Genomic DNA, 26,322 nt, shown 5'->3' on the forward strand with positions numbered 1-26,322 from the left:
ACCAGTTCAGTTCCTGGACGGTGAGGACAATCGCTTCGTCGGTGGCGTCAGGTGATGTTTTGAATCGCTCGGATTCCAGGCGTTTGAGCCAAAGGCAGAAGCCGTTGCGCTCCCAGTACAAAATCTTCACGCGGTTGCGCGGCTTGTTGAGGAAGACGAAAAGCACGGGGTCGAACACCGCCACCTTGATGTCCAACTCGACCAGCGCGGCCAGGCCATCGATGGACTTTCGAAAGTCGACAGGTTTGGGATAAAGGTAGACTTTTTCGACTTTGGCGTCGGGTCGCATCATGGCCCGCGGGCTCCGGAAAGAAATCGGGAGCACAGCATCGGCGATCAGATGAGCGCTTTGAATGTGGGGTTCATGGAGCGCTTACCCTCAAATGAGAGGTACACCCAGTACTCGGGGGCCGTTTCGTATAGCCATTCCTCCGGGTCGATCGCCTCACACCAGATGCTCCGCTGAGCGGGGACGGAAATGCCTATGGACTTCAAGCACTCGAGCTTCCTGCGGTGCTCAAAATGGCAGGTGCTCGAATGAGTTCGCAGACAAACGACAAAGGAGTGGTCGGCGAAAATGTCTCTACAGATAGTCGTAGCCTTGTGTAGCGCTGACAAAAATTGTTCAAGCGTATTTCCCGGCTCGCAAAGCCCGAATCGCAGTCCGCCTGGGTAGGAGTAAAACAGAGGTCTCTGGAAAACATCGGAACCGAAATGTCTTTCAATCTCTTGCTTAAACATCACAGAAGCTCTACCTGGCGGGCGTCGTGGCGCCATCTTCATTGGGGAGAACGTGATCGTAACTGAAAGAGTGCGAATTCGCCTTTCGCAGTGGGCGACCGCTTTTGACCGATAGCTGCTCTTGGTGAGAGGCAGCTTTCGACTATAGCTGTGATTGACTTTCGGTAGGCAAGTCTGTGTGCTTTGTGGCGATGGGATTGAATGAGGGCTGTAACCGGTCGGCCAACACAGCTTCCTGACACGATCCCAAAGGCGATGGTGTTCACCTAAGTGGACACCATTTGGCTGGCAGTGTACGCATCAGTGAGGTGGCGTCTTGGGGCGTTCCTGAGTTCAATCCAGATTTTCGCTTATGCCAGCTCGTTCGTTGTGGGACTATCCAGCAGTCCGCGCCGGATAGAAATAATTGCTCCTACGCAGTTGCAGACTGTATACCCAGATCCCGAAAACCAGGGCGTACTCCTTGAACATCGGGAGCGTCAGCAGATGGACGATAGATCCGCTGCGCATCTGGCTGAGGGAGAAAATCACACCTAATGCCAAGGCTAGAATAAAGCACAACGAGCTGCTCTTTTTCCGGCCCAGTAGCATCAACCCGCCTACGCACATCAGAAGCGCTACGGTACAAACATTGAGCAGCACCAAGATCGAAATATCTCCTTGTCGGGCGTGTGCAAATCCTTCGTTGACCACCCACAGACCTGCTTGAATCAAGACGATGAAACAGTAAAAGACAGTCATGAAGACCGGGACGGGACGTGTGGTGTACCAAGGCTGAGGCATGTTTGCTTCCATGGTGAAATTGCTCCTGGAGGATTGGGCGCAGTCGCGGATTATAGGGGGGGCAGACGAACCTTACTAGACGAAGCATGGGGGTCTCTGCTGCATCTCCGTCCGGGTATCAGGCCCTGCTAACTAAACCGATTGCCACTTATGCGGTAGCAACTGTTCGATTTCACTTGCCCGCTGTGACGCCGGGCGCGTGAGGACATCTTTTACATACGCATACGGATCATGCCCTTTCAGCCGCGCTGACTGGATCAAACTCATGATCGCCGCCGCGCGTTGCCCACTGCGAAGCAATCCGGCAAACAACCAATTCGAACGTCCAAGTGCCACGGTCTGATTGTAAGCGTCCGGCCATGTCATATTGACCCTCCAGCTAAAGTCAGCTTCCGACCGGGCCATAGACTGTGTACCATGGGTTGAGGCTTATGCTGCCTGCCGCTCGCGCCGTTAAGGAAAGGTGAAAGCATATCTGCTCCAACCCATTCGTATCTCTCTTGATAGTCGGGGTTTGGTAACGCGAGCACCAAGACGCTTCGACTCCAGGAGGAATCATGTCGACAATTGAAAACGCTAAGCGTATGGCCAAGTCTCTTCGCACCTTGCTTGAAGCTCGCGATCATGAGGTGACCCATTCGGTAGCTCTTGAAATGGTGGCTCAGCAACTGGGCTACAAAGATTGGAATACGGCTTCAGCAGTGCTCCCTCATGGTCTGACCGGCTCTGAAATCAAGCTGGAGAAAGCTATTCCGATATTGCGAATGTTCGATGAAGCTAAGGCGAGGGAGTTTTACCTCGATTTTCTGGGCTTCAGTGTCGAATTCGAGCATCGCTTCGAAGCGGATCTTCCCCTCTACCTAGGGCTCAGCCGGGATGGAGTGCACGTCCACCTTTCTGAGCATCATGGTGACGCAAGCCCAGGAACGACCATCTTTGTTCCCATGCAGAACATTGAGCTGTTTCGGGACGAGTTGATCACCAAACGCTACGGTTTCGGGCGACCCGACATTGTGGAGCAGGGATGGGGAAAGCTTTTGGAGGTATACGATCCGTTCGGTAACCGTATCCGTTTCTGCCAAAGCTGACTAGAATGCTTTCAGGAGTTAGCTTCCGTTCTTAGAATCAACGAGGCACCTGTTCAACTAAATGAGATTGAGCAGGCTTCCTTGTATGCAAATACTTGATCTCGGTTAGCTAGGCTGGCGTCCATTGATGCGGTAGCAGTTGTTCGATTTCACTGGCCTTCTGCGTCGGCACGCGCGTCAGCACGTCCTTGAGATACGCATATGGATCGTGCCCATTCATACGCGCCGACTGGATCAAGCTCATGATCGCCGCAGCCCGTTTGCCGCTGCGCAGCGATCCGGCGAAGAGCCAGTTCGACCTACCGAGCGCCCACGGCCTGATCTGGTTTTCCACGGCATTGTTGTCGATGGGTACAGCCCCATCATCCAGGTAGCGCGTCAGCGCTACCCAGCGTTTCAGGCTGTAATCGAGGGCCTTGGCCGTGGCCGAGCCCTCAAGCATGAGCGCGCGCTGAGCCAGCATCCACTCGTGCAACTTATCAGCGATGGGCACCGCAACTTCCTGGCGTAATCGCCAGCGATCTTCACCGCTCACGTCCCTGACCTGCCGTTCGACTTCGTACAAGCCGCCGATGGAGTGCAGCGCCTGTTCGGCCAACTGGCTTTTGTTCGCCACATGCAGATCGAGAAACTTGCGCCGGGCGTGGGCCATGCAGCCGATTTCGGTGATGCCCTGCTCGAAACCGGCTTTGTAGCCTGCGAAGTCATCGCACACCAGCTTGCCGTTCCAGGTGCCCAGGAAGTTGCGCGCATGTTCGCCTGCACGGCTGGGGCTGAAGTCGTAGACCACCGCTTTCAGTGCCGAGAACGGCGTGGTGCAGTAGGCCCAGACATATGCGCGGTGCGTTTTCTTTTCGCCCGGCGCCAACATCTGCACTGGTGTTTCATCAGCATGGACGACGTGCTAGGCCAACACGGCTTCGCGCAATGCATCTACCAGCGGTTGCAGTTGTACGCCGGTTTGGCCGACCCACAGAGCCAGCGTCGAACGCGGGATTGCCAGGCCGGCCCGGCCAAAGATTTTTTCCTGCCGGTACAGCGGAAGATGGTCGGCGAACTTGGCCACCATCACGTGAGCCAACAGCCCAGCCGTGGGGATGCCCTTGTCAATCACCTGTGCCGGTACCGGCGCTTGAGTCAGTGTTTCGCACTGACGGCAGGCCCACTTGCCACGCACATGTTGCTCGACCGTGAACACGCCGGGGGTGTAGTCCAGCTTCTCGCTGACGTCTTCGCCGATGCGTTGAAGCTGGCAGCCGCAGGCACACTTGGTGTTCTCCGGCTCGTGATGAATGACGGTACGTGGGAACTGCGGCGGCAGCGGCGCACGCTTGGGTTGTTGGCGTGGTTCGTCCGGTGCCGGGGCGGGACGAAGGGCTTTCAACTCGGCGTCGATGGCTTCAAGGTCGGTGTTGAGCAAGTCATCCAGCAAGCTACCTTGCGCCGGGCTGATCTGCTCACTGCGCTTAGCAAACTTGTAACGTTTGAGGATGGCGATCTCGTGAGAGAGCTGCTCGATGACGGTCTTGTCGCGGCGGTTCTCTCGGCCCATGGTGTCGACCCTCGACAGCAACTGCGCCGCGAGTGCGCGCAGTTGATCGGGCGTCATCTGGTCGAGATTGGGCGAGGAAGTCATGCCGTGGATTTTACCAAAGCAGCCCCACCCGACACAGCTAAACGACCCGATTCAGAGCAACGTAATTGCGCCGTTGGCGCCAACCCGCTGCCAAGGCAGGCCCAGCACCAGCGCTTGAAGTTGTTCGGCGTCGAGTTCAACTTCCAAACCTCGATTGGAGCCAGGCCAGTGGAATTTACCTTGGTTCAGGCGGCGCGCGGCCAGCCAGATACCCACGCCGTCGTGCACCAGTACTTTCATCCGATTGGCGCGGCGATTGGCGAACAGATAAGCGCAGTGCGGCTTCGCCGCACCGAACACCGCGATCACACGGGCAAGGGCAGTTTCGGTACCGGCGCGCATGTCCATGGGCTCGGTGGCGAGCCAGATGGCGTCGATGCGGATCATTGGGAGAGGCTGCGGATGAAGCGGGCGCAACCGTCCGGGTCGGAGATCGGCCAGTTCACAGTGACTGTGCGCTGCCCGGAAGAAATTTCGATGCGAGCTACATCCTGCCGAGCTGGCGTCGCCACAGCGGTCTCAAGCTTCAACGGTACAAATGCAGGCAAGGCACAAGCCTGCCGGTCACGGTAGATAGGTATCCACTTGCGAACCAGATTGGCGTTGATACCGTGCCGCAGGGCCACGCTGGCAATGGACACATCAGGGTTCAGGCATTCCTGAACAACCTGGGCCTTGAAGGGTTTGGGATAAGAGGTGCGCTGACGCATGGTATTCCTTGAATTAAAGGCGATGGTGTCCACGTATTTTTAGGTGGACACCATCGCCCTTAATCCGGGGATTCTGAAGGTGTGTTCGGCAGACGCTTACGTCTGATTTGCTTTTCGACCGCATTGTTATCTATGGCCACAGCCCCATCTTCCAGGTAGCGCGGCAACGCTACCCAGCCTTTAAGGCTGTAGTCCAGTGCGTGGATGTTGCTGAGCTATTGGGCAAAAGATCGCGCTGGGCCAACGACCAGTCATCTTGAAAGAAGGCATTTTTCAAGTGCTGGGTGAGCGATACGAGATCCAGCCAATTGTTGATGAGGTAGCCAGAATTCATGATCTCTTAGTCAAATTTGACTGCAATGGCGAAGTCTTCCGTTCGTAAATAAGGGGCTTTACGCTTCTTTTTTATTGTGCTTACGCATAGATCTTTTCCAAGAAGAGGTTCGCCACCTCGGCGATCTCTGGAGCCTTTGACGTATGTCCGCTTCTGGCCGTATGTAGACACTGGCGACGTCCGCTATGGGTCGGAGCTAATATCCAAGGACACCCTCGTAAATCCGCACGGACCACTCTGAACCGCCCTACCTCTACCTCAATCGCTTTTATGCATCCCCATATGCGCATCGTCCATCAACGCCTTGGCCATCTCGCTGAGGTAATGCGCAGCCCAAACCAGCACCGGCTCGTCGTCCATCACACCGATGAACGACGCCCGCCGTGCGCTATCAAGCAGTTCCGAAGCCTGTTGCAGCGCATGGTCGGCGCAGTTGCCGGGCTCTACGCGGAACAGGTGTTTGCCTTTGACTCCGCTTTCCAGGCAGGTGGTGGTGCCGACGGTCCAGCCGAGTTTGCCGAGGCGGTCTGGTGAGTCCTTGTCCATGGGGAAGTCCTTCGAGGTGCTGTGAATTGGGGTGGTTGTGCAAGGGGTTGCGGCGATGGTGTGGGGGCAACTGTTTGTGTTGTACCAATGCCGGCCTCTTCGCGGGATAACCCGCGAAGACGACGCGGTGTATGGCACGGGCATTGCCCGTGATCGCGGGGCAAGCCCGCTCCTACAAAAGCCGTGCAACACGCTGGAAATGCACTAGTGCAGGAAGCGTGGCGATGTTCGGCTCTTGAGCTGCACCTGGGCCAATGCGCACTCCAACAGCGAGCGCACGGCGTCGAGTTCGTGCATCACGCTGAGCAGCATGATCGTGGCGGGGGATTTGGGGAGGAAGGTGATCGACTGGTTGGCTACCGCCAGGCCACAGAGGGTGTATTCCATGGCTTCGACCAGGGTGTCTTCGAGGGATTCGGTGAGGACCGGTGGGTCGGGGACTATCTTTAGCATGGCGTGATCTCGTCTATTCGAAGGGACCACCACGACACCACTTGCATTTGATGGGTGGCGGCTACGTACAGGTCTGCAAGACCGGAAGACGAGAAAACCGGCAGATCCGAAGATCTCCCGCACGTAGCCACCATAGACGGCCTGGCCGAGTAGGCTCGGCCAGCGAAGGTAGTCTCATCTTCAGGCTTGCAGGCCTGGTCGTTGATTTGGCAACGACCCGGCGAGACTAGTCGTCATCTGGATGGGGTAAAAGCGGGTCGAAGATGCTTGGGAAAGGGACTACATGAAATAGCGAAAATCTGATTCGTGCGTGTAGGAAATCATCTGATTTTGGGGTGGGTTGGTTTCTGGAGGTTTCGCGGGTGGCGGGTTACGCGGGGTGTGGCACGGGCGTTGCCCGTGATCGCGGGGCGAGCCCGCTCCCTCAGGTATTCCGTTGTCCTACGGTTGAGCGCGGTGCCTGTGGGAGCGGCGGTGCGGCGGTCCGACTTGTCCCGCGATGAGGCCGGTGCGGATAAGACTCATGACTGATGGTCATCGAGCGCTCAGGCCAAAGGCGCACCAATCAGCAGTATCGCGGTGCCATGGGTCGCGGTGGCTGGCCAGGTACCGAACTTCAACCTGACCTGGGAACAGACCAAACCCTCAACCAATGTGAACAGGACGATTGGCCATCCGAGTTGGGTCAGCACGAAAGCGAGATAGCTGTGACACGCGCAAAAGGCGAAAGCACTGCCCAACGCCGCTCGTTGCGCGGTGGTGTGGCGCTCTAGCTGGCCTTGCAGCATGCCGCGAAAAAGCACCTCTTCCAGCGCATTGCCGGCGAAGGCAAATAAGGCGAAACACAGCAGCCACAGCAGGGGCGCCTGTTCAAGCGCCAGGTGGAGTCTAATGGGCAAACCGATGCAACAGCCTGCGGCGATGCCCACGGCCATGCCTGTCGTGCGGTTGCCCTTGAAGCCAACCACCAGCCGCCAACACAGAGGAAGAAATCGCGCGAGCATGGCGATCAGTACGATTGAGCCTACACCAAGCAATGCCAGTGCCCAGGGGTTGGCGTGGAAGCGCAGCGGTGGCTCCCCGCCAACAACCCACAAGCCAGCGGGGGTCATCATGTCGCGAATGCAGACGAATGCGAAGATCAAGATGAGCACGCGCATACGGGTCTGCGCGCGAGGCGTACTGTAAAGCCAGACGGCGAACAGCCCCATGATCGGGAAGATACGCCACAGATAGCCCAGCAGCACGGGCAGTGCTTCGAATGCCATTTCATCATCCATGAGAGATCGAGGCGGCAGCTAGTTTAGCCATTTCTCACGCACGGTGTGGGCGCGACAGTGAGTGCACGCAGTAGCTGTGGGAGCGGGTTCACCCGCGAAGCAGGCGATGCGGTGTATGGCACGGACGTCGCCCACGATGAGGCCGGTGCAGGTATCAAACTCTCAAGACCCGCCACCACCCTCCCCGCCCAGCATCCCACCGAACCACCCCGCCCCCGGCAACCCCCGGCTCACCAACATCGTCGGCGCCACCTGCGGCCCGCCCTCGGTCCAGAACAGCGCATGCCCGGCAAGCGAGCGCTGCCCCGCCAGCCCGTCCAGTTGCGCCAACCAACACTCGACCGCCGGCGCCATCCCCTCCTGCTCCGGCAACGCCAGCCACAGCTCGCCCATCGCCGGCTGCCCCCACGCGGGCGCGATGCTCGCGGGGTCTGGCCGTGACGGCGCGGGCAGTTGGCTGAGGTCGCGGTCGAAGCGCTCCAGCACGAACCCCGCCTCCAGGGTCGACAAGGCCAAGCGCTCCACGTCGGCATACCACGCGCCGTCACGCCGCAGGCGCTCCAGCACCGGCACGTCCGGCCCGCCATAGGCCAGGGTCAGGGGAAAATAACGCCCCACCCGGTCGACGCTGGGCATCATCACCCCGGCCCAGGCCGCCTCGCCGCACACCCCGGCGGCCAGGGCGAAATGCCAGATCGGGCTGCAGCGGTAGGCCTGCTCCCACCCCGCCCCCAGGCGCTCGCGGCTGGCCCGCAGGCCGGCCTGCAGCCATTCGTCCCAGCCGCGCACGAACGCCGGCGACAGGCGCCGGCTGAGGAAGTCGCCATGGGTCACCAGCTTGCCGTAGAAACCGGTGCGCGAATCACGCTGTTCCATGGGCTTCACCTCACAACCGCGCCGGGCAACGGAATTGCTCCAGCGCGTCGCGGCGGAACGGGTTGATCACGCTGCTGGCGCGCAGCGCGTAGCTGACCTTGCGGCCATCGACGGTGAAGGTGAGCTGGAAGCGCTCGCCGGACTCGCCGCGAACCTGGCCCTGGTCGAGCACACGCAACCAGGCCCACGGGCCGTCGCTGCGCAGGCCGCCCCCGGCGGGTGACTGCAATTGCACCCGGTCGCTGCCCTTGCCGCTGGGCAGCACGATGGGGGTGAAGCCGGCCTCGCCGCCCGGCACGAAGGCCACCGGCTGGCCGGCGATGTCCAGGGTCACCTGGCCCAGTGCCGGGTCGACGGCCAAGGGCTGCACGTCGAAGCGCAGCGACGGCTGGCGGGCGCCGGCGGCGAAGAACATGTCGCGCAGGCGGGCGCCGCGCTGGAACTGGTCGAGCACGTCCTGGGGGATGTTCAGCGGTGCACTGCCGCTGGCGCGCCAGCGCCACTGGCTGGCGCTCATGTCCACGTAGGGCGCGAGGTTGCGGCTGAAGAAGTCGTCCATGATGCCGCCCGGGCCGAAGAAACGGCCGAAGTCGTCGGCGGTGACGTCAAGGCTGGCGCCACGCACCAGCGGGTAGCGCCCGGCGATGGCGGCGCGGCAGAACGGCGCGCCATTGGCGACCCACAAGGCATTGAGGCGTTCGCGCTCGTTGCCCAGGGTCAGCGCGCCGCCGCCGTTGTCGACCGCGCGCAAGATCTCGGCCAAGGGCGCCGGCTGCTCGCTGGCAGCGCGTTTGATGCGCCCCAGCACTTCGCCGCTGGGCGCGGGGGCGCCGCTGCGGCGGGCGTTTTCGGCGCTGTCGAAGAACTGCGCGGCGTCCTTGAGCAGCGCCAGGCTTTCCTCCAAGGGTGCCGGGGCGGCACTGCTCGCCAGGGCATGCAAGGCAGCGAAATGCTGGTCCACCGGGTTGCCGGTGGTGGTCGGCGCGGGGGCCGGGGTGCTGTCGGCCAGGGCGCTTTCCAGGCGCTTGCGGGCGTTGTCGAGGCGCTCGCGCAGGGCGCGGTCGACCGGGTTGCCAGCGCTGTCGCCGGGGCTGTCGGCCAGCACGCCTTGGAGGGTGGTCTCGCGCGCGGCGGCCTGGAGGAAGGCGCGCAACGGCGAGTCGGCGGCGGCCAGGGCGTTGCTCACCTGGGCGGCCTGGCCGAGGCTGGCCAGGGAGACCAATTGCACGTCGGCCAGGTAGGCGTCCCATTGGCGGATGTAGTCGGCGTAGTACAGCTCGAGCACCGCTGCGCCCAGGCGCGCGCCATCGCCCGCACCGAGGGCCGCTTCCTGGCGATCCAGCACCCAACTGTCGCGGGCCATGTCGGCCACCGCGCGCTCGCGCCGGGCCAGCAGCGCGCGGTAGCCGGCCACGCTGTACACGCCACTGACCCCGCGCGACAGCGGCAGGCCGCTGCGCCGCACCAGCAGCGACGAGGCATCGCGCCCAGCGGCGGCGTTGACGCTCTGCTCGGCCAGCCCGGCCTGGGCCACCTGGCGCTTGAGCCGGTTGTAGATGCGCTGGGACAACGGCATGCCGGCCAGGGTCAGGCGGGTCTTGGCGATCAGGTCGGCATCGAGCTGCACCGGCTCGGCGTCGGCGTCTTCGAGCAGCGCGGCGACGTGCGCCCACAGCTGTTGGCGCTGCGCCTCGCTGGCCTGGGGCAGCTCGCGGCGCCAATCGACGTCGACCCAGGCCTGCACCGAGGCGGCGTCGAAGAACTGCCGTTGGCCAAGCATCAGGTACACCCGCAGGGTCTCGTAGAGGAAATCCTGGTTGCTGGCGTCGCCCCGGCGCAAGGCGCTTTCCAGGTTGGCGACGATCGACGGCAGCAAGGTGCTGCGCAGCAGGCGCTGGTACAGCGTCACCGCCCCGGCGCCGAGCTTGTCGCCCTGGTACAAGCCGAAGCGTTCGAGCAACGGCACGCCCGCCCCGCGCTGGTCATAACCTGCGGGCAAGGCACGAGCGGCGTCGAGCAGCGCCAGGGTTTGCAGCACGTTGCCCTCGGCCGGCAGCGCCTTGGCCAGTTGCGCCACCTCGGCGGTGCGTTGCGCGGCGTTGTCGACCAGCACGCGGTTGCGCTGGTAACTCAGCGCCATGCCCAGCGCCAGCAACGCCGCCAGCACTGCGACCAGCAGCATGCCCGCACGCAGCCACTGGCGGCGGCGCTGCTCCTGGCGCGGGTCGAGCCCGGCCAGGCCCGCCTCCTTGAAGATCACCTCGCGCAGCAGCCGGGTGATGAAGTAGCTGCGCCCACTGGCGTACCCGGCAGGCAGCACTTTGCGCCCCAGGCCAAAGGCGGCGGCCAGCGAGGCCAGCACCCGGTCGATCGGGCTGCCCTCCTGGGTGCCGCTGGTGAAGTACACCCCGCGCAGGCGGGTCGGTGCCTGGAAGCGGTTGGGCGCGAACACCGTGCGCAGGAAGCCCGCCAGCACGTCGCCCAACCCGGCGAACTGCTGCGGGAAGCTGTACAGCAAGGCCCGCCGCGACAGGTCGCGCTCCTGCTGCATGCGCTCGAGCACGCGCACCTGCAACTGCTGCTCCAGCGCCTCGAATTCGGCCGGGAAGCCCGCCAGCGCCGCGCCCGGCTGCTCGCTCTGGGCCAGCGGGAAGGTCACGCCCCACACCTGGCCGCGCTCCTCGCGGCCGAAGTGCTCGAAGTACTCGGCAAAACCGGCCAGCAGGTCGCACTTGGTCACCACCACGTACACCGGGAAGCGCACGCCCAGGCGCTCGTGCAGTTCATCGAGGCGCGCGCGGATCGCCGTGGCCTGGCGCTGGCGCTCGGCTTCGCCTTGTTGCAGCAGGTCGCTGACGCTGAGCGTGACGATCACGCCATTGACCGGGCTGCGCCGGCGGTGCTTCTTCAGCAGGTCGAGAAAACCGCGCCAGGCCGCCTTGTCGACCTCGGCGTCGCTGTCCTGGGTGGTGTAGCGCCCGGCGGTGTCCAGCAGCACGGCCTCGTCGGTGAACCACCAGTCGCAGTGGCGCGTGCCGCCGATGCCGCCGATGGCCGTGGCGCCGTGGCTGTCGCTGAGGGGGAATTGCAGGCCGGAGTGGGTCAGCGCGGTGGTCTTGCCGCTGCCTGGGGCACCGACGAACAGGTACCAGGGCAACTGGTACAGGTACTGCCCGCCAGGCTTCCAGCCGGGGCTGGCCTTGCGCAGCACGGCCATCGCCTCGCGCATGCGCTCGGCCAGGTGCGCCACCTCGGCCTGCGAGGCCCGCGCCGAGGCAGGTTCGCCGACCTGGTCATCGGCGAGCCCGGCCATCAGCAGGCGGTTGGCGCGCCAGGCGGCAAAGGCGCGCCAGCCGAAGTAGGCCACCCAGGCAGCCAGCAACGCGGCGACCAGCCAGCCGCGCACCCACGCCGAGGCCAACGGCTCGCGCCCGTCGAACGACAACAGCGGGCCTTCGTACCAGACCAGCAGCGCCACCAGCGCCACGCCCAGCAGCGACAGCAGCCAGGAGCTGGCCAGCCAGCGCAGGCCGCGCATGCATACATCGAACAGGTAGATCAGATAAGACATCGCCTGGCCCTCACTGCGGCTGCGCAGGAACAAGTACGGTGATCTCCACACGGCGGTTGCGCGCGCGGTTGGCGGCCGAGTCGTTGGCCACCCGCGGCTCGGTCTCGCCACGGCCTTCGCTGCGGTAGCGCGTGGCCGGGCCGGCGCGTTCGGCCAGCAGGCGCGCGACGTTGCGCGCGCGGGCGTTGGACAGGTCGAAGTTGGACGACAGCCGCGAGCCCAGCGCAGGCCGCACGTTGTCGGTGTGGCCGACCACCAGCACCTCGCCAGGCACGCCGTTCAGCGCCTCGCCGATGCGCGCCAGCAGGCCCTCGAAACCGCTCGACACCTCGGCGCTGCCGGAGGCGAACACGCCGTCGCCGCGCAGGGTGATGACCGAGCGGTCGGCGGTCTCGCGCACGCTCACCAGGCCTTGGGCGACTTCCTCGGCGAGGAACCCAGACACCCGCACCGGCGCCGGCCCTGTGGGCTGGGCAACCTTCAGCGGCGAGGCCAGGCGCAGCTCGCCCATCTGCGCGAACACCGGGTCCGAGGCGCGGTTGAGCAGCCAGTTGCCGGTCACCTGCAACAGCACCAGCAGCAACGCCGCCACGGCCGCCAGCACCCACAGCGGCACCAGGCGCAGCATCGACACCGGCGCGGTGGGCGCGCCGCGCCAGCGTGGCGAGAGGTCCTGCTCGACCGCGCCGCGCTGCTGGCGAATCAGCTGCAACAGCCGCTCGCGCAGGGCCGCCAGCTGGTCGAAGCCACGGTCCAGCACGCGGTAGCGCCCTTCCAGGCCCAGGGCCAGGCACAGGTACATCAGCTCCAGCACGTCGAGGTTGGCGCGCGCATCCAGGCTCAGGCGCTGCAGGATGAGGAAGAACTTCTCGCCGCCCCAGGCCTCGTTGTGGAAGGTCACCAGCAGGCTGCGGCCACTCCACACCCCGGCGCCCCAGGGCGTGCTGGAGATGGTTTCGTCGACCAGCGTGCACAGGGCGTAGCGCGCGGCGGCGAGGGTCTGGGCCTCCACCCGGGCGTTGCGCGCCTGCGCCTCGAACTGCCGCACCGCCTGCACCAGGCGCTCGCGCAGGGTTTCCATGTCCGGCGCGCGGGTCAGCCCGCGCAGCGGCACCACCAGGTCGAGCAAGGGGTTGGCGGCGCGCACCAGTGGGTTGAGGCCGGTGCCGCGCAGGGCCAGGTCGGCTTCGACCGGCGCGGGCGCGGCGCTGGAGGCAGGGCGGCGGCCGCCGGGGGTCGGCAGCAGCAGGGTGTGGTCCGGGTCTTGCCCGGGTTCCAGGGCGTCGTTCATGTTCACGGTGGTGTACCTGCGCTGTCGATCAGGCGTTGCGGATGGCCCAGAACTGCATGTCCAGCCCGGGGAAGCTGCCGGCCACGTGCAGGGCGAAGCCTGCCGACTGGGTCAGCTGTTGCCAGTACTCGCTGTTGCGGTCGAGCTCGAAGTAGGTGAAGCCGGCGTGGAACGGCAACTGCCGCGGCGCCACCGGCAAGGGCCGCAGGCCGATGCCGGGCAGTTGCAGGTTGACCATGTCGCGGATCTTCTCCACCGAGCCCAGCTTGACCTGCGGCGGGAAGCCGCTGCGCACCGCTTCGGCGGGCATCTGCGCGTGCACGGCGAGGACGAAGGTGGCGCTGCCCAGCAACGCGCGGTCGGGCAGCACCGCCACGCGGATGCCGAACTGGCGCTCCTCCAGCGGGATCTGGATGGCGCGCGCATCGATCACCGTGGCCAAGGCGCGGCGCAGGTCGAGCATCAACGGGGCGAAGGTCTCGGCCAGGGCGTCGTGGCGGTACACCGGGTAGCGGCTGGCGCGCTTGTCGGCGTGGGTGAAGGTCGCCAGCTCGCCGGCCAACGCGGTCAACTGGCGGTACAGCGCCTCGGGGTGCAGCCCGGCCATGCCGGCCAGGTGGCGCACCAGCGGCTCGCTGCGGTTGAGCAGTTGCAGCAGCAGGAAGTCGGCGATCTCCGCCGCGCCGCTGGCACCCGGCTGGGCCAGGCGTGTGGCCATGGCCTCGGCGCGCTGGTGCAGCAGGCCCAGCAGCTCATCGACGAACGCCGCCAAGCGCGGCGCGGCCTGCAAGGTCAGGCTCGGCGGGCAGTAGGCGGGGTCGAGCAGCACCTGCTGGTCGGCGCGGCGCTCCAGCACCCGCGCCACGCCCAGCACCGCGTGGGCGTCGGCGACGTCGCTGGCCAGGGCCAGGCGCAGGCGCAGCTTGCCGACGTTCATCAGCGCGCTGTTGTCCAGACCGTTGCTGTCCCAGGCCTCGTACTCGACGCTGCGGTGGCGGGCGAAGTTTTCCGCGCTGACGCGGTCGTCCACCTCGGCCACGCCATGGCGCGCGGTGGGCAGCGCCAGCACCACGTCGAGGTCACGGGCGTCGGCGGGAATCTCCAGCGGCAGCGGCATCTCGTCGAACGGCAGGCCGATCGGCGTGCCGTCGGGCAGCACGCCGCTGTAGGCCTTGAGCGCCAGTTTGCCGAAGGCCAGGTGCTGCTCGTCGAGCTCCAGGCGCGAGAAGCCCCAGGCGTAAGGGCGCAGCGCCGCGACCCGGGCCTCCAGGTGGGCGTTGAGGAAACGGTCGTGCTGCTGCAAGTGCTGGGGCTGCAGGAGCATGCCTTCCGACCAGACGACTTTGCTGTTCCAGGACATGAATGCGATCTCGGGTAAAGGGGTTCAGGGCAGGTCGCGCAGGCGGCTGACCTGCTGCTGGTAGGCCACGGAGAATTTCTCGCCGTAGAGGCGTTGCAGGTCTTCGTCGCCATCGCGCGCAAGCTCGGCGTGCAGCTCGGCGAAACGCGCCCACAGGCGGGCCTTGCGCGCCGAGGGCAGCAGGCGCTCCAGGGCGCCGGGCGCGGCCAGGCGGCGTTCGATGCGCGCGGGGTCGAAGCGCTGCATCACCTCGCCCAGGGCCTCGCGCATGCCGGCGATCACCGCCATCTCGTGGGCGCGCAGGTCGTCGAAGGCGGCTTGCAGCGCCTGCACGCCGGGCAGGTAGGCCGGGGCGTCGGTGCTGAGCATCTGGCTGAGGGCGCTGGTGGGGTCGGGAAAGAACTTCAGCGGGTTGTTCGAGTGCGCGCCGATCATGGTCATCTCGATATGGCTTTCGCGCTTGGTCAGCGCCCGCGCCATCAGCACGCCCATGGTGCCGCCGGTGGCGGCGCGGAGCATTTCCCCCACCAACCGCGCCAGCGCCTCGGGGCTGCGCGAGGCGCGCAGTTGTGGCAGGCCGAGGCCTTCGAGCAGGGCCTGGAGCACGCGGTCATCGCTGCCCGCCGGGGGTTCTGCGGCGACAGGGGTTGGCGTTGGGATGGGTGCAGAGGCAGGCGCCGGGCTGGCTTGGGTGGCGGGCGTCGCCAGCAGGTCGGCCAGGGCGTCGTAGCCATCGGGGATCAACGCCGCTTCCGGCGCCTGGGGCGTTGGGATGGCGGGCAAGGCCGGCAGGGCCTGCAACTCCGGCGACAGGTGATCGGCCGGGGTGCCAAGGAAGGCCGCCGTGGGTCGCTGGCCGCCGAACAGGTTCAGGCCCAGCGGGTCATCCAGCATAGGGGCCGGCTCGAACACCGACTCGCCTTGCAGGATGCTCGCCGCCGCCAGGGCGTCGGTGTCCACCCGTGGCTGGCTGAAGCCCGGCTCGCTGCGCGGGGCCACGGGGGCTTCCAGCGGCGGTGGCGGCGGCGCCTGGACCGGCACCGGGGGCACGAACACCGCGAGGGTCTGGGTGGCGCCAACCCCCGTCTGGTCGGGGTCGGCCTGCTCGACCGCGAGCAGCGCCACGCCGATCTGGTAGTCGCCGATCACCACCTGGTCGCCGGCCTGCAGCAGCGTCTCGCGGCCATGGCCGAGCAGGCGCTCGTTGATCACGCTGGGGTTGCTGCCGGTGTCGGTGAGGTAGTAGCCGCCTGCGCGCCGCTCGACGCGGGCGTGGCTGCGGGAGATGTACTTGCCCGGGTCGTCCAGCACCAAGTCGTTGCCCGGCGCGCGGCCCAAGGTGCCGACGGTGTCGATCAGGCACGCCAGCTCAGCCGCGGGCGGCTGGCCGCGATAACGTTCGACCCACAGTTTCACAGGCATGTCAGGTTCCTTTCGGCAGGAAGGTGGCGGGGTTCACTGGCGGCCATCGTCGGCCTCCTTGGGCTCCAGCGGCTGGCCCAGCGGGCCGGGCCGCGAGGCCAGCACCAGGGCGTTGGCGGCGGCCGAGGCCTGCGGCAACGGCAGCGGCAGCATCGAGGCGATGATGGTCGGGCCCAGGGTCAGGAACGAGCCGCCGGCCTTGAGGGTGATGCTCGCCCCCGCCTCGATCACCACGTTCATGCCGCCCTTGATGTGCACGTCGGTGCCGCCGCTGAGGCTGGCCTTGAGCGCGCCGTCCAGTTGCAGGTCGCGGCCGGCGGCCTGGGAAACGCTGCCTACGGCCTTCTCGGTGCGGTCGCCCAGCACGTGCTGGTGGCGGTCGCCGCCGATGCGTTCGCGCAGGTCCTTGGCCACCCGCGAATGGCGCTCGCCGCCTACCCAGTCGAGGGCATCGCGCTCGATGCGCTGGTCGAAGTCGCGCTCGGCGTGGATGAACACCTGCTCGGCGCCCTTGCGGTCTTCGAAGCGCAATTCGTTGTAGCCGCTGCCGCCCTTGCTGGAGTGGCTCTTGAGGGTCGAGCGGGTGGCCTGCTCGGGCAGGTTGTAGGGCGGCATCACCTCGGCGTTGTAGACACTGCCGGTGACCAGCGGGCGGTCGGGGTCGCCTTCGAGAAAGCTCACCACCACCTCCTGGCCGACCCGCGGCAGGAACAGGCTGCCCCAGCGCTTGCCGGCCCAACCCTGGGCGACGCGAATCCAGCACGAGCTGTTCTCGTTTTCCTGGCCTTCGCGGTCCCAGTGGAACTGCACCTTGACCCGGCCATAGGGGTCGGTCCAGATCTCCTCGCCGGCCTTGCCCACCACCTTGGCGGTCTGCGGGCCGTGCACCACGGGGCGCGGGGTGAGGCATGGCGGGCGGTAGTCCTGCTGGCGCGGCAGCGCGGTGAAGCGGCAGGTGAGCACGGGCGCCGGGGCTTCGGGGCGGGTCGGTTCGTAGGTGTCGGACGACAGCTCATATTCGGCGGCGAGCACCAGCACCTGTTGGTTCTGGTCACCGCGTGGGTGTTCGGTGAGGGTGAACAGCGCGCCGGGGAACAGCCCGCGTGCGCGGGTGGCGCCCTCGATGCGCCGGTAGCTGGTGTGCCGCGCCTCGAGCTGCTGGCGGGCCAGGGTCTCGCCCTGCGGGCGCTCGCGGTACTTGCCGGGGTAGTCGTAGCGCTCAAAGCGCGACTGGGCATAGGGGCGCGCCTGGGTCGACTTGACCAGCAGATTGGCCGAGGGCTTTTCGAAGTCGTAGTCCTGCAAGGCCCAGGCGCCGGGCTCGACTTCACCGCTCATGCGCCAGTCGTAGATCACCTCGCTGTCGCGCATGGCCTGGTCCTCGGCCGGCAGGTAGCGCACCTGCGCGTAGCCTGGGGCGGGTGCGTGGGCGCCGTAGCCGTCGGCCAGCACCAGGGTATGGCGGCCGGCGGCGCTGCGGAAGAAGTAGTAGATGCCGGCCTGCTCCAGCAGGCGGCTGACGAAGTCGAAGTCGCTTTCGCGGTACTGCACGCAGTACTCCAGGGCCGGATAGCTGGCGCTCAGGCCCGAGGTGTCGACGTCGGCCAGGGTGTAGGGGGCGAACACCGCCTGGACGATGTCCGGCACGTTGCGCTGCTGGAAGATCCGGCAGTCGCTGCTGCGGGTGAGCAGCCACAGCCAGGGGCGCACCACCGCGTGGTAGGTGGCGAAACGGCCCTGGCGACCGGTGTAGGCGAAGCGCGTGACCAGGCCGCTGAAGTGGCGCTGGCCGCCCTTGGGCAGTTCGACGGCGACGCTCAGGGGGGTGGCGAGCAGGTCGTCGAGATCCAGGTCGGTGCGTTCGCTGTAGAGGTCGATGTGGTATTCGCTCAGGGTCGACAGGCCTTCGCGGGCGCTCATGCGCCGGAACAGCAGGGTGTCGGGGGCCAGCACGCAGGTGACGGCGATTTCGCGGTTGGCTTGGGTAACGGGCATCGAGGGCTCCTTCACGCGGGGGGCCGGAAAGCGGTGGACTGGGGGTAGAACAGGTGGGGGGCGGGGTTTATTCCGTGGGGGGATGAAAATGCGTGTGGGGGTGGGCGCGTGGGTGTTGCAGGGGGCGCTATCGCGGGGCGAGCACGCCCCAGCAGGTACAGCGCCGTTTTCGAATACGGTGGTGTGCCTGCAAGGCGCGGGCTTGCCCCGCGATCACGGGCGCAGCCCGTGCCAAACGCCGCGAATCAGGCTGCGGCGGCGGGCACCGGTTTTTCCAGCACCAGGGTGATGCCGGTGTCGTTGTAGCACTTGCTCCACAGGTTCATCTGCTTGAAATCGGCGAAATCCTTGCCGTCGCCCGGGTCCATGTAGGTGCCGTCCGGGCGCTGCATCACGTAGTGCAAACCGATGCCGAAGGTCATCACGATCTTCAGCGCCCGCCGGTTGGCCGCCAGGGGTGGTGGCTCGGAACGGATGATCGGGAAGCCCGCCCGCACGCACTTGGTCTCGGCATCGGGGTAGAAGGTCGACAACGCGCTGGCGATCATCCCGCTCATGTAGACCTTCACATCCAACCCCAACTCGCGAGCAGCGATGCCAACGTTGTGCGGGAAGGAATAACCCAGCTTGGTGAGGTCGGACTGCTCCTTGTCCAATCGCCCGCCGGTCACCGCACCCGAGGTGATCTGGTACAGCGCCGCCTCGCAGAAATAATTGGCCTGCAAGGCCTGGCCGGTGCTGCGCGCGCCGGTGTTCGGCATGTTGCTCACGCCCAGCTCCGCCGCCGCGCACAACAGCGATGCCGCGCCACAGGAAAAAGCGAAGTCTTGTTTCTTGTTCATGGAAAGGCTCTCGAAGGCCACAAGGCCTGGGTTCACTTGATGTCGGTAATCCAGAAGAACGGGTTGGGGTGGCCGGAGAACGCCGCCGGTTTGTCGACGGTCTCCAGCCGGCTGCCGCTGTAGCGCCACGAGGCGTAGTGCAACGGCGCGAAGTACAGCCGCGCGTTGAGGTAGTCGAAGACGATGCGAAAGCGGTTGCCGCCCCAACCGTAAGCATCCAGGTCGCCCGCGGTGTACTCGACGTAGCCGGTGGCGCAGTTGCCGCCGCCGCGGTCGGCCGAGTGGTGTTTGTTGGCCTGCGCATACGTGTGGTACAGCCGACCCCGTGCCGACGACGGCTGCTGCGCGGTCAGCTGCGGCAGGTAGCACGGGGTGTTGGAATGGATCTGGCGCATCGCCCCCAGGGTGTCGTCGCCAATCGAGGTGGCGATGGCGCTGCAATCGTAGGGCGCCGCCGACTGCATCAAGGCGCGCATCAACTGCTTGATGCGCGCGTCCACCGGCAGGTAGCGAAAATCGATGCGGTACAGGTCGAGGATCGGCCCTTGCTTGCAGGCCTTGACGCAATCAGGGTCGGCCGCCTCTTCCAAGGCCTTGATGAACTCGTAGCTGCTTTTCTTGCCGTCGCGCTCGGACATGCTCGTTTTCTCCCCTATGAGCCAGCGTGGCGCACCCACACCCTGGCGCTTTGCACCTCGGTGAGCTTTTCCCAGTCCTTGAACAGCGTCTGCCAGTCGCCCAGTGGCTTGTAGGCGTCGTGCTCGCTGGCCAGCAGGCGTTCGATACGCAGCTCGGTTTCCTTGAAGCGCACCGCCTCGGCGCAGGCCACCACGGCGAACGACAACGGCAGCCTGAGGTGGTCGAAGTTGCCGCCGCTGTATTGGCGCAGCGCTACCAGGTCCATGCGGGTGAAGGCCGAGTAGGTGGTGGCCGTAGTGTTGGTGCGCAAGGCCGAGTGGGTGCCCTTCAGTTCAATCTTGCGCAGGCGGTTGTTGTTGCCGCCCACGCCCAGCCCCGAGGCGAACGGCGGCTCGGAGTCGGCGAAGTGGTACCAGGTGCCATTGGCGCCAAGGAAGGCATCGATGTACAGGGTCTTGCGCGACATCAGCAGGCTCGCCGCCACGCCCTCGCCCGGCACCAGGATCAGGTCGATGCGAAAGTACCCTTCGCGTCCCTTGGGCATGGCCAGCAGCGTGCGCATCTGGGCGATGGCGTCGCCGTAGACGAACAGGCCGGTGTGCAGGTGCAGGGTGATGATCATGCAGGTTCCTCGTCGTAGGTGTAGTCGAAGGCGCCGTCGCGCACGCCCAGGTGCACGCGGGTGACCGCTTCGCCGCGCAGCATCCGTTCGAGGAATTCGCGGCTGATGGCGGGCAGCACCGAGTGGGTGAGGATCGCGTCGATCATCCGCCCGCCGCTCTCAAGCTCCGTGCAACGGCTGGCGATCAGCGCCACCACCGCCTCGTCGCAGCTGAACGGCACGCCGTGGCGCTCGGCCAGGCGTCGCTCGATGCGGCCCAGTTGCAGGCGGATGATGCTGGCGAGCATGGCGTCGCTCAGCGGGTAGTAGGGCACCACCACCACCCGCCCCAGCAGCGCCGGCGGGAACACCTGCAGCAAGGGTTCGCGCAGGGCGCGGGCAATGGTTTCGGGCTCCGGCACCCGCTCCGGTCGCTGGCACAGGTGGCTGATGGTCTCGGTGCCGACGTTGGTGGTGAGCAGGATCAGGGTATTGCGGAAGTCGATCACCCTGCCCTCGCCGTCCTCCATCCAGCCTTTGTCGAACACCTGGAAAAACAGCTCGTGCACGTCGGGGTGGGCCTTCTCGATCTCGTCCAGCAGCACCACGCTGTAGGGTTTGCGCCGCACCGCCTCGGTCAGTACGCCGCCCTCGCCGTAGCCAACGTAGCCGGGTGGCGCGCCCTTGAGGCTGGAGACCGTGTGCGCCTCCTGGTATTCGCTCATGTTGATGGTCACCAGGTTGTGCTCGCCGCCGTACAGCGACTCGGCCAGGGCCAGGGCGGTCTCGGTCTTGCCCACCCCGGAGGTGCCGGCGAGCAGGAACACGCCCACCGGCTTGCCCGGGTTGTCGAGCCCGGCGCGCGCGGTCTGGATGCGCCGGGCGATGGCTTCCAGGGCATGCGGCTGGCCGATGATGCGGCGCGACAGGCTGCTGGCCAGGTTGAGCACGTTGTCGATCTCGTTGCGCACCATGCGCCCGACCGGAATGCCGGTCCAGTCCTGCACCACGGCGGCCACCGCCTGCTCATCGACGGTGAGCAGGATCAGTGGCGCCTCGCCCTGGGCCTCGGCCAGCGCCTGCTGGCGGCTGCGCAGTTCATCCAGCGCGGCATCGCTCGCACCCTCCCCGCCCAGTTGCTCACGCAGCTGGACGATGGCCGCGACCTGCGCCTGCTCGCTGGCCCACGAGGCCTCCAGAACATCGAGGCGCTCGCGCTCGCTGGCGCGCTGCGCGTCGAGCGCCGCCTGGCGCGCGTCGGTGTCCACCCCCAGCGCACGCTCGCGGGTGATGATCGCCTGCTCGGTATCCAGCGCTTCGAGCCGCCGGCGGCTGTCGTCAACCGCCGCGGGGGTGGCGTGCAGGCTGATGGCGACCCGCGCACAGGCGGTGTCGAGCAGGCTGATGGCCTTGTCCGGCAACTGGCGCGCGGGGATGTAGCGGTGCGACAGGCGCACCGCCGCAGCCAGCGCGGTGTCGAGAATCTGCACCTGGTGGTGGCGCGCCATGCGCTCGGCGATGCCGCGCAGCATCAGCAGCGCGCGGGCCTCGTCGGGCTCCTCGACCTGCACGGTCTGGAAGCGCCGGGTTAGCGCCGGGTCTTTCTCGATGTACTTTTTGTACTCGGCGAAGGTGGTCGCGCCGATCGTGCGCAACGTGCCACGGGCCAGCGCCGGCTTGAGCAGGTTGGCCGCATCGCCCGTGCCCGCCGCGCCGCCCGCGCCGACCAGGGTGTGGGTTTCGTCGATGAACAGGATCACCGGCGTGGCGCTGGCCTGCACCTCGTCGATCACCGCGCGCAGGCGCTGCTCGAACTCGCCCTTCATGCTCGCCCCGGCCTGCAACAGGCCGACGTCGAGCACCAGCAGGCGCACCGTGCGCAGCGCTGGTGGCACGTCACCGCGCACGATGCGCTGGGCCAGGCCTTCGACCACGGCGGTCTTGCCGACCCCGGCCTCGCCAACCAGCAGCGGGTTGTTTTGCCGCCGACGCATGAGGATGTCAATGACCTGGCGGATCTCGTCGTCACGCCCGACGATCGGGTCCAGCGCGCCGCTGCGCGCCTGCCCGGTGAGGTCGACGGTGAAGCGCGCCAGCGCCTCCTGGCCGCTCGGGCCGGCGCTGGGCAGCGCGCCGGAGCTTTCTCCCGGTGCTAACTGGAAGCCGTCGCTGGCCGCCTGGTTGGCCTCGGGCGAGTCGGCCAGCAACGTGGCGAAGCACTCGGTGAGGTCGTCGACGCGCACCTTGGCGAACTCGGCGGACAACGCCAGCACCGCGTTGCGCAGGGCGCGGTCCTTGAGCAGGCCGACCAGCAGGTGCCCGGAGCGCACCTGGGCCTCGCCGAACATCAGCGTGGCATGCACCCAGGCGCGCTCGACCGTGTCTTCGAGCTGCGACGACAGGTCGGTGATCGAGGTCGAGCCACGTGGCAGGCGGTCCAGCGCCGTGGTCAGGTCGGCGGCCAGGCGCGCCGGGTCGAGCGCGTAGTGGCGCACGATGCGCACCAGGTCGCTGTCCTGCGCTTGCAGCAGTTGGTGCAGCCAGTGCGCCAGCTCCACGTAGGGGTTGCCGCGCAGCTTGCAGAATACCGTGCTGCTTTCGATGGCCCGGTAGCACAGGCCGTTGAGTTTGCCGAACAGGGCCACTCGACTGATCTCAGCCATGATCTGATCCTTGCGATGAGGGGGAAACGGAAGGGGTAAGGCGCGGGTTGATAAGCAACTGGCGGTCGTCTTCGGTCGGCGGCGCGCTGCTCAGCCAACTGCTCCAGCCGAGCCGGGCATCCCGGCCCAGGCGGGTGCCGGGCAGGTGCTGGCGGGCGACGATCAGGTTGACGTCCCAGTCCAGCGCCAGGCCTGCGTACTGGCGCACCCAGTCGGTCAGCCGGCGCAGGCCGGGCTGGCCGGGCAGCAGGCGGCGCACCTGGGCCATGTCCAGCGGGCCGACCCGCAGGCGGAACTTGCCCTGGGCGTTCCATACCTTGCGCCCGAGCACCGTGCCCACGCCCAGGCGCTCGGCGCTCGGCCCGCTGCGCAGGGCGCACAGGCCATCGGCCGGCAGGCTCATCCAGTGGCCGACGAACTGCTCGACCCGCACCGGCACGCCGAGGTCGTCGCTGAGCAGCGCGGCCAGGCCACCGGCATTGCGCATGTGCGGTGCCAGGCGCCCGGCATGGTGCTGCTTGGCCAGTTGCGGCACGGCGTCGCGGCCTTGCAGCGAGGGCATGCCCAGGCCGATCAGCGAAGCCACGTAATCGGAGAAGCGGTCGGCGCCGGGGCGGTCGAGGCTGACCGCGGGCTGGGCACTGGCCCAGGCGCGGTAGAACAGGCTGGTCAGGCGGTGATGAAAGATGTCGAGGAAGCGCGCCAGGGTCGGGTCGTCGACATTGCGCTGGCGGTCGCGCACGTATTCGGTCAGGTGCAGCGGCAGCGGGCCGTTGGCGCCCAGCGCGCCGAAGCCATTGAGCAGAAGACGCGGCGCCTGGTGCCCGTCGCCCGCTTGCAAGCCCGCCAGCATCGCCGCTTCGAAGGCTAGCGACGGCTGCTGGCCGAAGCGCAGCGGCTCGTCGGCCGGGCGGCTGGCCTGGCCGATCCGCGGGCGGTCGGCGAACGCGCATTCGAGCTGGCGCAGGGCGGCGTAGAAGTCGAACGACGCCGGTTTCTGCGCGAGCCGCTGCAACAGCGCTAGAGGATCTCGCATCGCCCTACCCTCGCCGGCCATTGCATGATCAAGCCGCGCGTGGTGCTGTGCAGCTGGGTCTCGGTGAAGCTGTTGAGCGTCACGTACTTGGCGAAGAATTGCTCCAGCACCGCGCCGAAGACGAACAGGCTGGCGCCTTCGAAGGCGCTCTCGTCGACCGTGACGCACACCTGCAAACCACGGCCATGGGTGATCGGGCCTGGGATCGGCAAGCGCCGCACGATCGACTGCGCGCTCACCGAGCGCAGCCCGTCGACCTGCTTGTGCACCGGCGCATCGCTGACGCCGCAGTACAGCCGCAGCAGGTCGCGCAAGGCGCTGGCGCCCTGCTCCGGGTCCTGGTCGAGCAGCGACAGGTAGTTCAGCGACAGGTGGCTGACCAGGCGCCAGGCGGTCTCGCCCTCGGCGAACGAGGCTCGCGGCGCGGTCGGCCCGGCCACGCAACGCACCGCCTGCACGGGCGCGCCAGACTCGACGGTGAAGTCGGTCTTGCCCACGCCCACCGGCATGCTCAGCACCAGGTCGCGGTTGCTGCACAGGGTGTCGACGCCCAGCTGGCGCAGGTCGCTGCGGTACGGCGCCGCGTGGGCGTCGACCAGGGTCAGGAAGATCTCACTGCCGATGTAGCTGGAGCGCGGCCCCTGGCGGCGCTGCTGGGCGCTGAGCACGCGGGTGTCGCGACGCAGCTGGTACCAGGCGCCCTGGCGTGGGTCGTGCAGGTCGTTGGCACGGTAAAACGACTCGAAGCGCTGCTCGGCTTCGGCACCGCTGCCGTAGCCCGTGACGCCCGTGACCTGGTGGATCTCGAAATCCATCGGCCGGGTGCGGTCGGGCACCACGTGGTAATCGACCTGCTGGTCGGACACGTGCACGCGGTCGGCGCGCTTGGGAAACAAGTTGATGGCCGGGGTGCAGTGCAATGCGAACTGCGTGGCGGACACGCTGTGCTCGAGCGCGGGCACGAAGGCCTTGAACAGCACCGTCACATCCAGTTCGGTGACGTCGCAACGCTGCACCGCCGGGCCCAGTCCGCCCAGTTCGACGAACTGGAAGCGCTGCGGCAAGGCGAAGTATTCCTGCAGCAGCCGGTAGCCTTGGAAGCTGCGCGGCGCCACCGGCAGCAGGGCCTGGTCGTCGTCGAAACCCTGGGCGCGCAGCGCCGAGGCGTCGATGAAGGCGTGCCAGCGGTTGTCGGCCTGCACCGGCTGCACCAGCACCCCGGCGGCCTGGGCCAGCAGTTGCTCCTGGATGCGCCCGGCCAACCCTTCGGCGCCGCGCAGGTGCAGCGCCAGGCGCTCGAGGGCGAGCGTGTCGAAGGTCAGCCCGGCACCGACTTTCAGGCGCAGGCGCAGCGCCGCCTTGACCGGGCCCAGGCGCGCCAGCTCGACGCCGCCGACCTGCCCGGAGCAGGCGAAGTAGCGGGCCTCGGTGAGCTCGATCGGCCACAGGGTGACGTCATGCGCGGTGCGGAATTCGCAGGCGGTCTGGTCGCCCTTGCCCAACAGGCTGTGCAGCGGCGTGCCGCGCGGCACGGTGAAGCCGGCGGCCAGGCTGCCTTCGGCGAGGTCCGGTTGCAGTTGCACCAATGCCGTGGCCGGCGTCGGTGCCAGGTAATGGGGGTAGACCAGCTCCAGCAGGTGGTTGGTGAAACGTGGGAATTCGGCGTCGATCTTCAGTTGCACGCGCGCCGCGAGGAAGCTGAAGCCCTCCAGCAGGCGCTCGACGTAAGGGTCGGCGCAGGCGTGGCTTTCCAGCCCCAGGCGCCCGGCGACCTTGGGGAAATCGCGGGCGAACTCACCGCCCATCTCGCGCAGGTGCTGGAGTTCGCGTTCGTAGTAGCGCAGCAGCTTGGGGTTCATCGCGCACCTCCGGCGTCGATGTCGTAGAGCTTCACATCGCCGGCTTCCAGGTCCAGCTCGGTCTTCAGGTACAGGCGCTCGGGCAGCGGCTGGCCCCACAGCTCGCCGTGGATCTCGAACGCCACCTGGTTCGGGCTGGCCGCCTCGCGGTCCCGGGCCAACGGCGTGACGCGCACGCTGGCCGGCAGGATGCGCGGCTCGAAATCGACGATCACCTGCTCGATGCGCCGCGCCAGGGCCTGCGGGTCGAGGCCGGTGGCGGTCTTGCCGGACAGGTCGGGCAGGCCGAAGTTGAGCACCGAGCGCGCCGCCAGCGGGTAGGCCGTGAGGTCCTGCACGCTGCCCAGGCTGGTGCTGTTGAGCAGCCAGCCGAGATCGCGCAGCACCGCCTTGCGCAGCGCGCGCATCGACAGCACGCGCTGCTCGCGGGGCTCGTGCGACTGATCGCGGGCGTCGTCGCTCAGGCGGTCGAGCAGCGACGGTTGCAGGCGCTCACTGCTGGTCAGCTCAGCCATGGTCGACAGCGCCGGGCAAGATGAAGGGGGTCATGGGCGACACTCCAGGTCGAAGGGCCGGGCCGGCGCCTGGGCGCCGGC

Annotated in this window: 23 protein-coding genes and 2 pseudogenes; 1 reads left to right on the forward strand and 24 read right to left on the reverse strand. The window is 66.6% G+C overall.

Going from position 1 to position 26,322, the window contains the following annotated elements; genetic code table 11:
* The 4 genes and pseudogenes from tnpB (P0Y43_RS09055) to P0Y43_RS09065 all read right to left on the reverse strand — a co-directional run.
* Positions 1-292: IS66 family insertion sequence element accessory protein TnpB (tnpB, locus tag P0Y43_RS09055; protein ID WP_275636957.1), on the reverse strand; the 292-nt coding region annotated here is incomplete at its 3' end.
* Positions 293-336: 44 nt separating this feature from the next.
* A complete protein-coding gene (locus P0Y43_RS27050) occupies positions 337-783 on the reverse strand; it encodes a DUF3885 domain-containing protein (RefSeq protein WP_430540234.1) in 447 nt (148 codons plus the stop codon).
* Positions 784-1,116: 333 nt separating this feature from the next.
* Positions 1,117-1,524 (reverse strand): hypothetical protein, encoded by a 408-nt coding sequence (locus tag P0Y43_RS09060; protein ID WP_345774560.1) that lies wholly within the window; start codon positions 1,522-1,524, stop codon positions 1,117-1,119.
* A gap of 132 nt (positions 1,525-1,656) precedes the next feature.
* Positions 1,657-1,860 (reverse strand): annotated as a pseudogene (locus tag P0Y43_RS09065) (transposase domain-containing protein); the annotation flags it as partial.
* 221 nt (positions 1,861-2,081) lie between these two features.
* Here P0Y43_RS09065 and P0Y43_RS09070 point away from each other — a divergent pair.
* Positions 2,082-2,612 (forward strand): glyoxalase superfamily protein, encoded by a 531-nt coding sequence (locus P0Y43_RS09070; RefSeq protein ID WP_275636959.1) that lies wholly within the window; start codon positions 2,082-2,084, stop codon positions 2,610-2,612.
* Between the two features lie 109 nt (positions 2,613-2,721).
* Here the strand turns inward: P0Y43_RS09070 and tnpC are convergent.
* The 20 genes and pseudogenes from tnpC to tssE all read right to left on the reverse strand — a co-directional run bounded on the left by tnpC (position 2,722) and on the right by tssE (position 26,241).
* Positions 2,722-4,248 (reverse strand): annotated as a pseudogene (gene tnpC / locus P0Y43_RS09075) (IS66 family transposase).
* 51 nt (positions 4,249-4,299) lie between these two features.
* Positions 4,300-4,635, reverse strand: a complete 336-nt coding sequence (gene tnpB, locus P0Y43_RS09080; RefSeq protein ID WP_275636960.1) for an IS66 family insertion sequence element accessory protein TnpB — start codon at positions 4,633-4,635, stop codon at positions 4,300-4,302.
* Positions 4,632-4,958: an IS66-like element accessory protein TnpA gene (gene tnpA / locus P0Y43_RS09085; RefSeq protein WP_275636961.1), complete on the reverse strand. Its 327-nt coding sequence runs from the start codon at positions 4,956-4,958 to the stop codon at positions 4,632-4,634. Before tnpA ends, tnpB (P0Y43_RS09080) begins: the two co-directional genes overlap by 4 nt.
* Positions 4,959-5,017: 59 nt before the next feature.
* Positions 5,018-5,125, reverse strand: coding sequence for an IS66 family transposase (locus P0Y43_RS27055; protein ID WP_430540235.1), 108 nt, complete (start codon positions 5,123-5,125; stop codon positions 5,018-5,020).
* 425 nt (positions 5,126-5,550) lie between these two features.
* Positions 5,551-5,838 carry a DUF3077 domain-containing protein gene (locus tag P0Y43_RS09095; RefSeq protein WP_275636962.1) on the reverse strand — a complete coding sequence of 96 codons (288 nt, stop codon included), beginning with the start codon at positions 5,836-5,838 and terminating at the stop codon, positions 5,551-5,553.
* A 204-nt stretch (positions 5,839-6,042) separates the two neighbouring features.
* Positions 6,043-6,291 carry a hypothetical protein gene (locus P0Y43_RS09100; protein ID WP_275636963.1) on the reverse strand — a complete coding sequence of 83 codons (249 nt, stop codon included), beginning with the start codon at positions 6,289-6,291 and terminating at the stop codon, positions 6,043-6,045.
* Positions 6,292-6,836: 545 nt separating this feature from the next.
* Positions 6,837-7,559 carry a CPBP family intramembrane glutamic endopeptidase gene (locus tag P0Y43_RS09105; RefSeq protein ID WP_275636964.1) on the reverse strand — a complete coding sequence of 241 codons (723 nt, stop codon included), beginning with the start codon at positions 7,557-7,559 and terminating at the stop codon, positions 6,837-6,839.
* A gap of 174 nt (positions 7,560-7,733) precedes the next feature.
* Positions 7,734-8,447 (reverse strand): type VI secretion system-associated protein TagF, encoded by a 714-nt coding sequence (gene tagF / locus P0Y43_RS09110; protein ID WP_275636965.1) that lies wholly within the window; start codon positions 8,445-8,447, stop codon positions 7,734-7,736.
* A gap of 10 nt (positions 8,448-8,457) precedes the next feature.
* Positions 8,458-12,018, reverse strand: a complete 3,561-nt coding sequence (gene tssM, locus P0Y43_RS09115; protein ID WP_275636966.1) for a type VI secretion system membrane subunit TssM — start codon at positions 12,016-12,018, stop codon at positions 8,458-8,460.
* Positions 12,019-12,028: 10 nt separating this feature from the next.
* Positions 12,029-13,309 (reverse strand): type IVB secretion system protein IcmH/DotU, encoded by a 1,281-nt coding sequence (gene icmH, locus P0Y43_RS09120; RefSeq protein WP_275637119.1) that lies wholly within the window; start codon positions 13,307-13,309, stop codon positions 12,029-12,031.
* 28 nt (positions 13,310-13,337) lie between these two features.
* A complete protein-coding gene (gene tssK / locus P0Y43_RS09125) occupies positions 13,338-14,669 on the reverse strand; it encodes a type VI secretion system baseplate subunit TssK (protein WP_275636967.1) in 1,332 nt (443 codons plus the stop codon).
* Between the two features lie 24 nt (positions 14,670-14,693).
* Positions 14,694-16,091, reverse strand: a complete 1,398-nt coding sequence (gene tagH, locus P0Y43_RS09130) for a type VI secretion system-associated FHA domain protein TagH (RefSeq protein ID WP_275636968.1) — start codon at positions 16,089-16,091, stop codon at positions 14,694-14,696.
* A 33-nt stretch (positions 16,092-16,124) separates the two neighbouring features.
* Positions 16,125-18,086, reverse strand: coding sequence for a type VI secretion system Vgr family protein (locus P0Y43_RS09135; RefSeq protein ID WP_275636969.1), 1,962 nt, complete (start codon positions 18,084-18,086; stop codon positions 16,125-16,127).
* A gap of 245 nt (positions 18,087-18,331) precedes the next feature.
* The gene (locus P0Y43_RS09140) at positions 18,332-18,928 is read right to left on the reverse strand and encodes a hypothetical protein (protein ID WP_275636970.1); all 597 of its coding nucleotides are present in this window, start codon (positions 18,926-18,928) and stop codon (positions 18,332-18,334) included.
* A 32-nt stretch (positions 18,929-18,960) separates the two neighbouring features.
* Entirely contained in the window at positions 18,961-19,566 is a 606-nt protein-coding gene (locus P0Y43_RS09145) for a (2Fe-2S) ferredoxin domain-containing protein (protein WP_275636971.1), read from the reverse strand.
* A gap of 14 nt (positions 19,567-19,580) precedes the next feature.
* Positions 19,581-20,189, reverse strand: coding sequence for a ribosome-inactivating family protein (locus P0Y43_RS09150; RefSeq protein ID WP_275636972.1), 609 nt, complete (start codon positions 20,187-20,189; stop codon positions 19,581-19,583).
* Positions 20,186-22,831, reverse strand: coding sequence for a type VI secretion system ATPase TssH (gene tssH, locus P0Y43_RS09155; RefSeq protein ID WP_275636973.1), 2,646 nt, complete (start codon positions 22,829-22,831; stop codon positions 20,186-20,188). The genes P0Y43_RS09150 and tssH overlap by 4 nt, the downstream gene beginning before the upstream one ends.
* Complete coding sequence (gene tssG, locus P0Y43_RS09160; protein ID WP_275636974.1) at positions 22,824-23,867, reverse strand: type VI secretion system baseplate subunit TssG; 1,044 nt, start codon at positions 23,865-23,867, stop codon at positions 22,824-22,826. The genes tssH and tssG overlap by 8 nt, the downstream gene beginning before the upstream one ends.
* Positions 23,852-25,726 (reverse strand): type VI secretion system baseplate subunit TssF, encoded by a 1,875-nt coding sequence (tssF, locus tag P0Y43_RS09165; RefSeq protein ID WP_275636975.1) that lies wholly within the window; start codon positions 25,724-25,726, stop codon positions 23,852-23,854. The genes tssG and tssF overlap by 16 nt, the downstream gene beginning before the upstream one ends.
* A complete protein-coding gene (gene tssE, locus P0Y43_RS09170; protein WP_275636976.1) occupies positions 25,723-26,241 on the reverse strand; it encodes a type VI secretion system baseplate subunit TssE in 519 nt (172 codons plus the stop codon). The genes tssF and tssE overlap by 4 nt, the downstream gene beginning before the upstream one ends.
* Positions 26,242-26,322 lie beyond the last annotated feature (81 nt).

The sequence above is a fragment of the Pseudomonas entomophila genome (assembly GCF_029193575.1).
GTDB classification, from domain to species: Bacteria; Pseudomonadota; Gammaproteobacteria; order Pseudomonadales; family Pseudomonadaceae; genus Aquipseudomonas; species Aquipseudomonas entomophila_G.